14 protein-coding genes are annotated in these 14,104 nt (G+C 43.8%); all 14 read left to right on the forward strand.

What is annotated here, in order from left to right; translation table 11 throughout:
* Window positions 1-1,524, forward strand: a 1,524-nt coding sequence (locus tag RI501_RS12495) for a primase C-terminal domain-containing protein (protein ID WP_313823282.1), incomplete at its 5' end; no start/stop codon positions are given.
* A gap of 697 nt (window positions 1,525-2,221) precedes the next feature.
* Window positions 2,222-3,187, forward strand: coding sequence for a DUF3102 domain-containing protein (locus RI501_RS12500; RefSeq protein WP_289670542.1), 966 nt, complete (start codon window positions 2,222-2,224; stop codon window positions 3,185-3,187).
* A gap of 37 nt (window positions 3,188-3,224) precedes the next feature.
* Entirely contained in the window at window positions 3,225-3,413 is a 189-nt protein-coding gene (locus tag RI501_RS12505) for a hypothetical protein (RefSeq protein WP_042255311.1), read from the forward strand.
* A complete protein-coding gene (locus tag RI501_RS12510; protein WP_260156718.1) occupies window positions 3,410-4,051 on the forward strand; it encodes a hypothetical protein in 642 nt (213 codons plus the stop codon). The genes RI501_RS12505 and RI501_RS12510 overlap by 4 nt, the downstream gene beginning before the upstream one ends.
* Window positions 4,051-4,311 (forward strand): hypothetical protein, encoded by a 261-nt coding sequence (locus RI501_RS12515; protein ID WP_313823290.1) that lies wholly within the window; start codon window positions 4,051-4,053, stop codon window positions 4,309-4,311. The genes RI501_RS12510 and RI501_RS12515 overlap by 1 nt, the downstream gene beginning before the upstream one ends.
* Before the next feature lie 2 nt (window positions 4,312-4,313).
* Window positions 4,314-4,769 carry a thioredoxin family protein gene (locus RI501_RS12520; protein WP_087613014.1) on the forward strand — a complete coding sequence of 152 codons (456 nt, stop codon included), beginning with the start codon at window positions 4,314-4,316 and terminating at the stop codon, window positions 4,767-4,769.
* Window positions 4,766-5,695 carry a hypothetical protein gene (locus tag RI501_RS12525; RefSeq protein ID WP_097547217.1) on the forward strand — a complete coding sequence of 310 codons (930 nt, stop codon included), beginning with the start codon at window positions 4,766-4,768 and terminating at the stop codon, window positions 5,693-5,695. The genes RI501_RS12520 and RI501_RS12525 overlap by 4 nt, the downstream gene beginning before the upstream one ends.
* A gap of 324 nt (window positions 5,696-6,019) precedes the next feature.
* On the forward strand, window positions 6,020-6,334 hold the full coding sequence (locus tag RI501_RS12530; RefSeq protein ID WP_097547216.1) for a ribbon-helix-helix domain-containing protein: 315 nt from the start codon (window positions 6,020-6,022) through the stop codon (window positions 6,332-6,334).
* Window positions 6,335-6,349: 15 nt separating this feature from the next.
* Window positions 6,350-6,832, forward strand: coding sequence for a hypothetical protein (locus RI501_RS12535; RefSeq protein ID WP_097547215.1), 483 nt, complete (start codon window positions 6,350-6,352; stop codon window positions 6,830-6,832).
* A gap of 14 nt (window positions 6,833-6,846) precedes the next feature.
* Window positions 6,847-7,389 carry a hypothetical protein gene (locus RI501_RS12540; protein WP_313823295.1) on the forward strand — a complete coding sequence of 181 codons (543 nt, stop codon included), beginning with the start codon at window positions 6,847-6,849 and terminating at the stop codon, window positions 7,387-7,389.
* Entirely contained in the window at window positions 7,382-9,346 is a 1,965-nt protein-coding gene (gene mobL, locus RI501_RS12545) for a relaxase MobL (protein WP_313823297.1), read from the forward strand. Before RI501_RS12540 ends, mobL begins: the two co-directional genes overlap by 8 nt.
* Window positions 9,347-9,589: 243 nt before the next feature.
* Complete coding sequence (locus RI501_RS12550) at window positions 9,590-9,805, forward strand: hypothetical protein (protein WP_097547212.1); 216 nt, start codon at window positions 9,590-9,592, stop codon at window positions 9,803-9,805.
* Complete coding sequence (locus tag RI501_RS12555) at window positions 9,798-11,873, forward strand: toprim domain-containing protein (protein ID WP_313823300.1); 2,076 nt, start codon at window positions 9,798-9,800, stop codon at window positions 11,871-11,873. Before RI501_RS12550 ends, RI501_RS12555 begins: the two co-directional genes overlap by 8 nt.
* Before the next feature lie 136 nt (window positions 11,874-12,009).
* On the forward strand, window positions 12,010-14,091 hold the full coding sequence (locus tag RI501_RS12560) for a DNA topoisomerase (RefSeq protein ID WP_313823302.1): 2,082 nt from the start codon (window positions 12,010-12,012) through the stop codon (window positions 14,089-14,091).
* The last annotated feature ends 13 nt before the right edge of the window (window positions 14,092-14,104 follow it).

The following is a 14,104-nucleotide window of genomic DNA, read 5'->3' on the forward strand; positions in this document are numbered from 1 at the left end:
ATGTACGATTTAAAGACGGTTCAGGCTGCACAAAGACTGGTATTACACGATTCATTACATACATATAAAGTTAAAAATAGTCGTTCTAATATTGCCGGACAAGTGATGGAAACCCCTACAAAGAAAGGGGCCATTGCGCTCTTCAGCAGTAAGGATTCGATGCAAAAAGCCCATGGTGTGGTTATCACCTCTTTTGAAGGCCTGGAGGCCATTGCTGATCGGATGACTCACTGGACACCTAACACCTTTAACTGGCTGGGCTACACGCAGAACAGGGGGAGCGTTCGTGGTCACCGAGAAGCTAACTTAGCTCAGATTAATACCTTGGTCGTTGATATTGATTTTGCTGACGCGCAAGAACGCGATGCTCGGGAGCGGGAAGTTTTGGGTGCGGTCACGGTTGCCGACTTATTCATTCCCACGATGATTTTGCGGACTGCGAAGGGGTTCCATATCTACTACGTTTTTGATCAGCCTATGTTTTTACGGAAGAAGCGCGGCCAGTTTCCAGTTTTGAAAGCGGCCCAGAAAATGTCTAGTTTTGTGCGGCAGTGGATTCAACAACGGGTTACTGGGGTCGATGTGGGCTGCAATAATTTTGGCATTTTCCGAATTCCGCGTCAGGATAATCTGATTTTTTTTGATGCTAATATGTTGATCCAAGTGAGCGCTTTGATGAAGTGGTCACAGTATTATGCTGCTCAAGTTCCCGTCACGGACCAAATGGGAGATCAAGTGATTTCATTGTCTTCTGATGAGGGCCGTCAGGTTGATCAAGCTTGGTTTAAAGCGTTATTGAAAGTGACGACAGTCAAATCAGGCCATGGTTTAGCCCGTCATAACACCGTTATGACGCTAGCTTTAGCGATGTATCAATCTAAAATTTCTCAGCAGCGTGCGAGAGACGTGCTTGACGTCTTTAATTCAAATTTACATGACCCATTGGTCGATCGTGAAGTTGTACAGTGCGTCAGAGACGCTTATTCAGGTGACTATCGGGGGGCCGCACTGAGTTATGTTCAAGGACTATTGGATCAATGGGTGCCTAATTTTTCAGGTAAAGTCGTTGCGGGGATTGGCTGGCATAAATTTGCTAAGCCACGTGCCGAACGACAATACAGCCATGCTAATGAATGGCGTAACGATGTGCTTGCGTTGATTAATCGAATGGGTGGTTCTGCTGCTTCGGTTGCCATGTCAACGCGTCAAATTCAGGCTGAGTTAGGGATTTCTCCGGCGAGTTTGAATCGGGTTATGAAGCAATTACAAGCAACTTCGCAATTGAAGCGGGTGCAGCGTGGTAACCAGCCGACTTTATTGACGACGGTGACCATGTTATTTAAGTCGGCTATGGTGAGCCGTCAGGATCAAAGTCAAGCGTGGACGGGGTATTTAACGACACTAATGCCAACTGTAAGCACAAATAATTATGAGCCAACAGTTCTCACTTCAACTGAGATGCAAGCGGTGAGTGGTGATTCAGCGCCACCGTGGGTAATGGAGACGAGGAGAAGAACGGGGTGAAAAGTGCTGCTATCAATTGCCATAGGTATATATCTAGAATAGGCTTGTTGCTGTGTGAGGGTATTGCTACTTAGGGGTCTTGTGTGGGGACTCACAAAAATAGCTTGGCAAATTTTAGGAAGTGCGGTAAACTATAGTCAGCCAAAAGGGAACGTATGTTCTTGATATGGCAAACTTAATAGTTTTATTATTTTTTGTGTTGTCAGTATTGTCTGACTGTGCTATTTACTTTACAACTTTAAATAGCACAGTGCCTGTTGATTTATTTATCAGGGCACAAAAAAAGAGGGACCAGCTCCCAAAGTCTTGTCAAGAACGCCAATTCTTGACAAGATGGCGAAGTTGGTGCCGCATAACGTGATCAGACACGTTAGCGACCGTTGCCCTCCTGACACAGCCTAGCACGTCTTGGAAACGATAGGCCATGCCAAAACCATTATATCATTGCTAGGTCGTTCTTACGATACTCTTATTTACGAATTCGAGAGAATACTGGTTGATGGTTAGTTTTAACGCGTGATTAACGGGTTAAGTGGGTTTGGTGGGTTCAATCAAAACAAGACAATACTGACGCTGTACTTAAGTCGGGGGGTCTCACGCTAGCGCGTGGGGCCCCTCTTTTTGTGTCCTGACAAGTAAATCAACGGCGCTTAGATAAATGGTTGTGGTTGTTGACTAGTTCAAGGAGGTAAAGGACATGGAGAATGCGGGAAGGCGTGATATTACGTCACAAGCTGAGGAAACGAGTGCAGTTGAGTTGAGCCATAATTTGACCACTGTGACGACGGAGATTAAGGCGTATCAATCAATTGGGGGCCAGGCCATTTTTGAAATTGGTCGGCGTTTGAAGTGGGTGAAAGAGAATGATTTGGTTCATGGAGAGTTTGGTAAGTGGTTGGAGTCTATTGATATAAAGCCTAGACAAGCACAGAGATTTATTAAAATCGCTAATGAATTTTCAAATACGACGACGTCGTCGTATTTAGGCATGAATGTTTTGTATGAAATTGCGACAATGCCGCCTGAAGAGCGCGACAACCCCCAACAACTTGATTCGGGTGAAACGAAGAAGCCCGATGAGATGACGGTTCGCGAGTTACGGGAAACGAAGCGTAAATTGGCCGCGGCTTACTCTGAGAATATGGCTAACCAAACGCTGCTAACGCAAGCGGATAAGAAAGCTAAAAAGCTGCAAGCTCAAGTGACGAAGTTACAACAACGTGATCCAGATATTAAACAAGTTGAGGTTGAACCAGCTGATTATCAAGATACGAAGGCTGATTTGAAAGCCGCTAATGAGAAGATTGCGGATTTACAAAAGTTGGTTGATGACGCTGTGGATGATCACAATCAACGGTTGGCTTATGAATTGGAATTGGAAAAAGCTAAGGCTGATCAGGAAGAAATTAAGGCTGATCTGAACGATCTTGAGGTCAAACGGCAAAATATGTTGAAACAGAATGCACAAATACGCGAAGTTCAGAAGATGGTCAAGTCGATTAATGAACTCCTAGATAATTTTGCGGTGCTGCGGAACCGCCTTGATACGACAATGTTGCCCGATGAGAGTTCGTTGGTTCAAGGGCTGACAGAAATGGCCGATAAGTTGATTGAAAATGGGCAAGTTTTACATGATGATTTGGCTCATCCATACCGTGGTTAAGGGCTTAATTCAGAAATCAGTGGAGGAGGAAAAGAACATGACATACGGCTTAATTGATATTGATGCGGGGACTCTTGTTGGTCAATTATTTGTGACTGAGGGTTTGGCTTTTCAGTGGTTGCGTCAGCACAAACTGGAAACCGGAGATCAAGATACTTATCGCATCGTGAGTTTGAAAGGGCAAGTGACGAGTATTTCACCACAATTATTGGAGGCATTGGCATGAGTGATTTGGAAAATAAGCCGGCAACTTGGGTGGTTGTGCAGCTGTTTAGTTTAGATCAGGCGGACGATCCAATGGTTTGTCGCGTGGTGTTAGATAGATCAGATCATTTATTGTCACGTGATGGGGTGTTGGTAGCTGTTCCGGGTGTCCCCGTGCTCTTGGCAGGGGTGGTGATTGATAGTGCCTCTAATGACCAAATTAACAAGGTGAAAGGACAAATTAAGGCAACTGAGTTACCCATTATTGTGCAGCGAATTCCATTGGCTTTATCAAAAGTTCGGTTACGGGTAGCTGAAGGGTTACGGTATTTGATTCGAGACGTGGGAACAGTTCCCCACGTTGACCGTCAAGTCAATCGACTGGAATTAACCGGAACGGTGGTCACAAAACCAATTTTTGAACCTAAGAATAAAGCCCGATTTACGGCCAGATTTGACTTACAGATTGGGACTCAAAAACAGGTCGTTTGTTTGATTCACGGCCAATTAAATGAGCCGCTCTATCGGACAGTTAACGGCCTTGAATCTGGGCAGACGGTAGGCATAACGGGTCATCTTGGTAGTCATCAAGGCAGTCTGGTAGTGGTGATTTCGCAGTTGGATGTGTTAGCGACGGGGCTAACCTCGGAGGTGGACTAATGGCAGTTAATCAGTCAGGAGACAAGTTTGTTACAGACAAGTTTGTTACTCTCGAAAAGCTACCAGATCGATCCCATTTTCAACGGCGACGCGAAGTACGATTAGTAAAAAAGGTGACTCAAAAATCATCTTCTACAGCCACATTCGATCAAACCCGGAAGCACTTTGGTTGGTTTTGGGACGGAGTGGCTAATCAAGTTTTGATTTTAATTATTCTAATGGTGCTGGTGGAAGCGGTCCATACAGTAATGGAGAAGTGAGCATGAAAAAAAGAAGATTAAAGCGCTGGCAAGTCGTGACGTTGATTGCAGGTAGTGTAATCGTGATGGGATTTTTGACGGGGATTTTGGTGAGAAATCGAGTGGAGAATAAAGAGTATGTTGAATCGTCACCCGTTACCATTCAACGCACGTTATCGCGTAAGACCAGTCGAAGAATTGTGTTGTTATTTTATCGGCCGGGTTGTCGTTATTGTCAGCAAATTAAGCGTCAGGTAAACCGCAATGAGGCCCAAGTGAAGTCAAGTAGGCAGAAAGAAACGGGTGTTTTTTTGAAAGTTCGAACGACCAATCCAGCCAATACCCGAGTATTAGATCGATACCAGGTTGAATCGACACCAACCTTTATGGTGATAAAAAACGGGCAAGTTTTAAAGCAATATAGCGGCACTAATCCAGCCAAAATTGATCAATTGATGTTAAGAGGTGACGCTAAATGAGGCGACTAAAAGAGCTGTGGTTCTGGTGGCGTGAATTAGCACGTCGTCGCAGGATTATTGGTTTGGGCCTTTTTATATTGATCTGTGGGGGGTTACTCGGCAGTATCAAGTTTGCACCAACGTTTGCCAATGTTGATGAGACACCATTGAATTCCGCGGTTAGTTTTTCGACTTCAAATACTGGTGATAGTGATGATAGTAGTGGCCCTGGTGTTGCACTGACAGCGCGTCAATATAGTTCGAAAACGCAGCGCTTAGTGATGCAATTTCATATTACGGAGGACAATGACGATGCCACAGAGGCTTCAATATTACCTAGTGATTTAGATTGGTATATTAAAACGGTGGGACAAGAAAGTGCCAGTTATCAAGTGGTGCCAACGACCACAAATCATTATGTTTTGATTGTCGACCATCTGGATGATAACTTCGGTGCCATTCAAATTACGGTGGAGAATCGAGATAAAACGGTGGGCGCTAATGGTAAGATCACCAAGGGTGGATCAGCTCAGTTAGTGCTAAAAAATCATCCAAGTTTGGACAATCATAACTTAGAGAAGTTGAGCGCTAAGCAGTATGCGATAACGGCAATCAACAAAGAAATTGAAAAGCAACAACAAAAAATCAAGCAAAATAAACAAGTGATTCAAGTCGCTCAAGCCGCCATTAAAACCGATAATCAAAAGATCACCATGCGACAAAAGGACTTAAAATATGAAACAGATTCACAGCGGCAAGACACGTTGAGCGGCATTTCAGATATTCGTAGTGACCAGGATACGCAACGGACGAATATTAGTGAAGCCCAAAAAGATATTGAAAAACGGCAAACTGAAATTGTCTATATGCAGAAGAAACAAACGGCAATTAATGACGGTCGTTACCAGCTACCAAAACCCGGAAAGACTCAGATTTATCAGAAGTAAGTGTCTCTTTTTTTAATTTTGTCGGGTGATTTTTTGATTTGTCGGTGTTAGTCAGTTTCCAATTTAGGTTACTTTTTTGTTAGTCAGTTTCCAATTTAAGGACAAAAAGCATATTTAGTTTCCAATAATGAGCAATCGCAGCAAGCCCGCTGAGCGCCGACACTGTCGGCCTAGCACCGTAGGTGCTAGCAGCTCCCCTTATCCTGTTGTCTTTTTGCACCGGGGGTTGAGTGGGTTCTGACAGATGTAGAAAGTTGGATTAAAAACTGAGTCGTTTGCCAGCTTAAAATAGCGGCACATTTTATATCGAAAGGAGCGGGTTAAATGAGTCAGCAAACACCACTTTACATTCGCGGATTAACAGAAAAAGAGTTAGCGGATCTCCAAAGTTTTGCGAAGGAACGGGGGTATGCAGATCGGTCAGCGTATTGTCGACAGTTGTTGCGTGACGCGTTACAACAAGAATATGTTGAGCGTTATGCGGCACCGTTAGAAAAATCGATGCAGGATCAGCGAGAAGCGGAGTTAAAAATGTTAATGGCTTTTAGAACCTATGCCGAAACCAATGACGAAGCAGTGGTGAGCAATGGAAAATTAGCCGAAAAAGTTTCACGCTTATTAAATATTTTAGAAGAGTAGAGAGGAGCCAGTAACATGTCAAAACCAACGTCAGTTCAAGTTAAAACAACCGCGAGCACCGAACAAATGTTAGAAGATATTATGGCATACGCACGGGCTAATCCCATGATGATCTATTCAGAATATGCCACAAAAAGGATTACGAAAAATGCGGTACTCAATAGCTTAATCGCAAACTTTTACCTGTTGTTTCTGAGAGAACCCGAAAAAAATTTTATGACCCGGCAACAAGAGCTGATGGCTGCTGATGAACCGTTAGATGTGAAGCAAATTCGCAAATTACTTCGCCGAATAGATCAACTAGAAACAGAAAACCTGATGATTAACTTAAGCAGCTATGCGAGTTCAAAGTCGAATCTGACGCCGGATAAAGTATCATCGGAAAACCAACTAGGAAACTTAGCGGATCAAGATTCGCTTATTCGTCAGTGGCATAATCATTTCCGAGAAAAGATGGATCATGATGTGACCGTTAACCGACAAACGAACTACCGGTAAGGGAGGAATTAGCAATGCCAGTGAATTTTACGGAAACAGATCAAGCTAATGTAGATCAACCCAAGGACACAAACGAAACTTTAACGGACTTTGAACGGGGGTTACTCATTCAATTAGGATTCTTCGACACGGTCGAACATTCTTGGGCGACAGAAATTGGTGAGTATGATGAAACCCAACAAGAATTTGTGATGAGCGACGAACAATATTTAACGCGCTTTCCAGTAAGTGAGCGTTTGCGAATTAAACAAGAGCGAAACTTTTATCGTGAACTACGCCACCAACAACACATTGATTTTCAGGCGAACGATTATCGCCGATCAACCGAAAAAGATGATTTAATTCAAGCGGCGGCGTATGGCAGTCAAGTTGATTTAAGTGAAGCGGATTTAACCCGGGAACTTGGATTAGGGAAGAGTTATTTGGCGCATTCCAAAGAATTCAATGAAGAACAAGTCAAAATCAAGTGGCAAGTAAAATCCTATTATCAACACGCAACTAAACTAGCTTGGTGGCGAAAGGTGGCAGAATTGAGAAGAGTGAACCGTCATGACTAAGATCAAACGCCCCAAAAATTTTGACCCCATAAAACCTATGGAGAACAACCAAGCGGCGATTGTCAGTGGTTGGAAGTTTAATAGTCCCGGCAGTAGTTACAGTGGCTATTTGGATTATACGAGCCGTCAACAGGCGGTTGATCAAGACGGCTATCATGATTTATTAGATTACACGTCACGCAAGACGGCGGTGCGCTTAGATGGTGATAATCCGGGGTCGATGTATTCACCAACGTTCACTACCCAAGCAGATTATTTATCACCGAAACAGATGCGAACCTTGCAGAAAAAGTTAGCGACGGCCGAAAAAAATAAGATCCCGTTACAGTACGGCTTTGTGTCTATGTCCACCAAGTTTTTGGCCGAAAATAATATTTATCAGACAGATGGGACGACGAATCAGCCACTGATCAAGCAGGCCATTCGAGACGCCATGGCTCAACTAATGACTAATGAAAAATTGGGGCCGACGGCCTTTTGGTGGGGCAATATTCAATTTGATACCAACCACATTCATGTTCACTTGGGGCTGTCGGAATTACAGTCAACGCGCCGGAAGATTCAGCGCGGGCCACACGCTGGTGAATACGCCGGTAAACTTAATGGCGTTTCTATTCAGCGGTTTAAGTCAACGTTTACACGGCAGCTGATTCGTTTAGGTAACACGCAAGAACAGGAACGAATCAGAAATTTACAAGTTCAGATTGCCAGTCATCGCAAAGACTTAATTAAAAAAATGTCGCCAGATGATCAGCTGTTACAGCAGATTTTTCTGAAGCTTCCAAGAGATAAACGGAAATGGTATGCCAGTCACGATCAAACGCCAGCGATGCAAGCAGCAATTAAAGAAGCGCGAACTTATATCCAACAGTATTTAATCCATGAGCCGGAATTTAAAACATTTCAGGCGGAACTGGTGCGTGAAAGTCACTTGAATCGTCAGTTATATGGTCAGCAGGCTAAAGACACGGCACCAGGCAAGACAAAAAAACTAGAAGACCGGTTGATCAACGAATTGTTTAAAACCATTCGGCACGAGGATCAATTTCAACTTTCGGTTAAAAGTCTGACGCAGCAAGTTACCCCTGAGTTGATGGCGGATAATCGACTTAAAATTAATGAACTACGGCGGCAGCTTGATCAGGAAAAGTTAACGGACACGCAACACCGGTTGTTAAAGCGAGAACTTATTACGCGTAAAGTGGGTTATAAATTACAGAATCGTAATTTGAAGCTGGCGGGTATTCAATCTGAATCAGACCGCTTGCAGGGTATGCTAGAAAAAGATTTGAACGCTAGTCCGAGTTTGACCACTGGTGATCGAGCCTTTCTGGCACAACAACAATTATTTTTAGCTGATTTTAAACACTGTTTAAAGACAAATAATGTGGGCGCAGAAGCATACGACGATCCGGTCAACTTACAAGTTGGAAAAGTCTCTGGTGAAACCTACGATCGATTGATGAAGCGCTTAGAAGTTGAGTTGAGGTCAGTTGATCAAGTTCATTCGCATAGTCTGTTAAAAGACGTGTATCAAGTTCCATTGACGAAGTATCAAATAAAAAAGAGTCTGCGAGCTCAAATGAAAGTGCTTAAGCTAAAGCGGCAACTAAATTTGGAAAAGGGATCAAAGCTAGATAAACGACGGCAGTATCAGCAATTAAACAAATTATCAGAACAAGCTAGTCCGACAATTCGAGCGTTTACGCAGCCAACGCGATCAGGAGAAATTCAGGAAGATCAGCTTAAACGACTACCGACCCGGACAATCCGGCATAAACTGCGAAGCCACTTGAGTGGGGAAATGAAAACCACTATTAGCGAATTACGACGAAGTAATGCGCAACTGGAAAGGACTGCGCAAGATGAACAACACTCGTTAGACCAGCGTTTAGAAGCCGAACGACAAGAAGAAAACGAACAAGAACAAGAACAAAATAGAGAAATGAGAAGATAAAAAAGCACTACAAACGCTTGAAACAAGCGTCTGTAGTGCTTTTTGTTGGCAATATTCTACTGGGGATAGAGTATCGTTGTGCTTTGAAAATAGGAAGCTTAAAGATGAAGAATTTTTTGAAACTTTTTATTATGCTCTTTTTTGGTAAATTTTGCTAATTATTACTTTTTCCCATTTGTGCGCTTTCTCGTTTTTGACAAGTTTTCGTTTATCCTTTCTCACAAAGACTGAGGAGGTAGGCTAATGGCAACGAATTTAGAAAATAAGTTGGCAAAGCTACAGCGAGCTAACGAAGAATATCAGGTGGCCAAAAAGAAACTGGCACAAGATATTGGTCTGTATGCGATTGAAAAAATGGATATTGATTCTTTGAAAGATTTTAAGTCAGCCGTCGCTCCTTTGTTAACTAATCCAGCGGTAGCAAAGCCAACGGTGAAGGGTGATGACCCACATGTCTGAGATTCAAGACTATATGGATTGGGCGGGCATAACTTATGAAAAAAGTGGTCATTGGATTTGGCTGACTGATCGTGACTCTATGCGGGTGAATTTAAATAAAGATTACTTTAACCGTTTTTCCACGGGAGTATGGGGCCATTTACCGGAGTTCGTTGCCGAACACGATGATCTAACACCAACAGAGGCTAAAAAAAGATTAGCCGATTTTCAGCAAGATAATCCACAAAGTCGACGGGTTGATCGATCAACTACAGTTGATTCGCAGCCATTTGACTTATCGGCACTCCACGCTGAAAGGCAGCTGTCCACGAAGTGCCGGGACTACTTAATTAAGACCCGTAAGATTCCGACTAAATTGGTGGATCAGCTAGTGAAGCAAGGGCAGATTATGGAAGATACTCAACACCATAACCTTGTCTTTCCCTGGTATCAGGGCGATAAAATTGTTGGAGCTGACCTACAAGGAACAACCTATATGAAAGACCCACACCAAGGACGGCACTATTTTAAAGGCATTGCGCGGCATAGTGCGCACGATTTCGGATGGACGCAAGTGGTTGGTGAAGGTGGTGCGCCGACCCGCGCAGTGATTTGTGAAGCACCAATCGATGCCATGTCTTATGGCCAACTTTTTGCGCCTCAGGAACCAACCCTGATCGTGTCACTGGGGGGTGTTGAGAAGAAGGGCGTGTTTGCAAACATGATTGCGGAACGAATCGGTGATCATGGTGGGAAGCTAAAAGAGCTAGTATTGGCGACCGATAACGATGATGCTGGTCGCCAATTCATTCAACAATTTAAGGACGCCGGCATTCAAGGGGATAATGGCCGAGTGAAAGTGAACGTCGCCATTCCTCATGAAAAAGATTGGAATGATGACTTAAAGGATGACCAGACGGTACAACAGTTGATTAGCCTTGATCATTTTTCCAGTTCAGTATCTGAGACTAAGATTCAAGAGAAACAACCTGCGAAGCAGTCAACACCAGCAGACACGCCGGAACCAGCAGCAGAAGATACTCCAAAAGAAAGCTATACGGAGAAACGTCGACAGGAAATTGCGCAATACTCTAAACAAGTTTTGGCAGCGGCGCGGAAGGTGACGCGAACACCAGAAGATTTGCTAGAAATGGCTGATTTCATGGCCCGATTCCCACAGTATTCGTTTCATAATCAAGTGCTCATTAAGGGACAAAAAGCAGGGGCCTTGGCTGTAGCTGGATTCACGAAGTTTAAACAGATGGGGGCCAAGGTTCAAAAGGGCCAACATGGCATTAAGATCTTCGCCCCTAATATGGTCAAGCACGTTAAAATCAGTGATGATTGGGTCCCATTGAATCAAGTCACCAATGAACAAAAGCAAGCTGCCAACAAGCACCAGCTACCGACCAAGGAGTTGATTAAGGGCTATCGGCTAGTCACAGTTTTTGATGTTACCCAAACGACGATGAAAGCAGTTGATTATCCAAAGATTTATCCCAACCGACCTTATGAGTTTCCAAGCAATCCAGAAAACATTGCTGAACTGACCCAGGCGGTTGATGAATTTGCCCAAAGCCAAGGAGTTACGATTCAAGAACGGCCCCACTTGAACAGTAAATCAGTAGCGAAGGGCTACTATGTACCTGATGAAAAAGCAATTGTCATTCAGTCAGGCTTGCCAGACAGTGAAAAGCTGAAAGTTCGGCTGCACGAAATGGGCCATGCGTTGTTGGAACATCAGTCAGATAAGGTGAGTCGGCCAATTGCGGAGCTACAAGCAGAACTCACTAGTGCAGTAGTCATGAAACATTGTGGAATTAACGTAGAACGAGAGGCAGTGCCTTATATCAGCGATTGGACGACTCATTTACAGAAACTTGATGAACGTCAATTCGGGCAACAGATGACCATTATCAATGACGTTAATCGAGCGTCACGAAAGATTATTGAAGGGATTGATCCCCGTTACCAGGAATTAGAAAAAAGCCGGACACAAACGATTGTACAGAAGACACCTACGCTTGAAAGACCAGGATTGGCACCACTAGATATGGGACTTCAGCGTCAACGATCTTTAAGTCGATAGAAGATGAAAAAGAGTCCTACTCGGTAGTAGGGCTCTTTTTTTAGTCCTTGAATTGCGTGCGATTTAACAATGGGACGCACTTTCTCCTTAAAATTGGAACGAATAAAAGGAGGAGTGACGAACGATGCTCTGTTGTTTGACTGAAAAAGGTAATCAAGTTGACCCCTATGCTAAGGCCCTAGGAACCCCCCACAAAAAAGATGGGGTCGTGATTGTCCAAAGTGAGCTGCTAAATGATGAGGTTCATTTTGTTCATGCCCAGGGCCATTTGTTCCAACAATATCAACCGCAAGAATATAACCCAGCCTGGGCAGATCGTAATGACTACTCGCAGTTACCCTTGTTGCCCAAGCAGTTTGAGGTAAAACCGCAAAATAAATGGGCTAATCAACAATTTCAACTGATTAAAAAAGAAGTCATGGCGGCTGACGGAGTTATTTTGGCAACTGATGCCGATAATCAAGGTGAAAATATTGGTCGGGAGATTTTGGAACGGATTCCCGGTGGCCTGGATAAGCTGAAGTACCGCTTATTGAATAGTTCGCTAACAGCAGTGGGAGCACGAAATTCGTTTGAAAATCATTTAGTAGATCCGGCGACAACTGCGGCGAAAGGGGCTGCAGGGAAACTACAAAACGAGATTAATTGGTTATACGGCATGAATATGTCGCGCGTAGCTATGCACCAATTAAGAGAAAGGGGCTATCGATTCCCTGTTTCTGCTGGGACAGTCCAGACCCCCTTACTCACGTTAGTTGTGGAAAACGACAGAGATATTCGCGAGTTCAAGTCTCACCGCTTTTGGTTGCTGGGATTAGAAGATAAAGCCAATCATATTAAATTTCATCATATCAATAACCGCCATTTTAATAGTGCCGATGAAGCGCAAAACGCTGCGCAAGGGGTTAATAGTGCGGTGGTTAAAGAAGTAGAAGCCAAAGATAAGGTGAAAACACCACCAGCACTTTTTAGCTTGGGTGATCTTCAAGCTTACGCAGCTGATAAGTGGGGCTATTCATCTAAGTCGGTGCTAGAAACGATGCAACACCTCTATGATGAACTGCATGTGACGAGTTACCCACGGACAGAGTCGGAAGTTATCGAGCGCGAAGAGTTCGATTATTTAAAAGCTGGGTATCAGGGTTACATGGGACTCTTAGATAAAGATTGGCCGTTATCCAATCCCGAGCCTCGTGAAAAAGTGGTCGTTGCGGACGCTGGCGGGCACCCGGCTTTGATTCCGACGGACAAATTGGCTGATCTATCAACGCTAAAGCCCAAAGAAAAGAACCTATACCTAGCAGTTGTCGAACGAACGATGTTGATGTTTGCGGCCGACCAGACTTACGCCACCCAAACGGTTAAGTTAGCCGACACTACCGGTGAGGAGTTTGTGGCAAAAGGCAAACAAATTCAAGTAGCTGGATGGACGGAACTCGTTCATCAAAAGCCGACCAAAGATGTCATTTTACCAGTTTATGAAGAGGGACAAGTGGTACCTGTTAAACCAGTAATTACTGATGATGTGACTAAAAAGCCTACGCGTATCACAGAAAGCAAAATTATTAAACAGTTGGCCCCTAAGTATTCATTGGGAACACCAGCGACCCAGGCTGGTATTTTGGACGAACTCATTACAAAACGAAAATATATCGAAGTTAAGGGCAAAAAGCGTGAATTATATCCCACTGAAGCCGGGCAAATAATGGTTGATTTTTGGCAAGGAACAACGCTGACCGATTTAAAGTCGGCTAAAGCTTGGCAAGATGTTTTTAAGCGAGTCGAGAAGGGCGATATTCAAGCCGAAGCTTACTTAAAGAAGATTGAACAACTGTTGACTAACCAAGTTGAGGTTTACCGAACCAAACAGCCAGAAATCAGCATTGCCCCACCGGAAAAAGTGACCTATTCGACAACGTTAATTACCCCAGAAGTTGTTTGTCCTAAGTGCCATAAGGGTCAGATTGGTCTGGTGAGTCGAACCGCTGATTCCGGCACAAAAGAGTGGTATGGCTGTGACAATCCTAAATGTAAATTTTCGTTGCCAAAAGTCTTTTTTAGTCAGGCTTCAGACGAACCGTTAATTCGTGAACTGTGCCAGTTAGGCAAAACCAAAGTATTTGCAGACTTAGTTGATAGTAAGCAACGTCACTACAGAAATAAAGTCTATTTTGAATTAGAGCCAAAATCTAAAAAGCTAACACCTAAATTCACGTAGAGAGGAGGGATTT

This window comes from Levilactobacillus zymae, assembly GCF_032190635.1.
GTDB lineage: Bacteria > Bacillota > Bacilli > Lactobacillales > Lactobacillaceae > Levilactobacillus > Levilactobacillus zymae_A.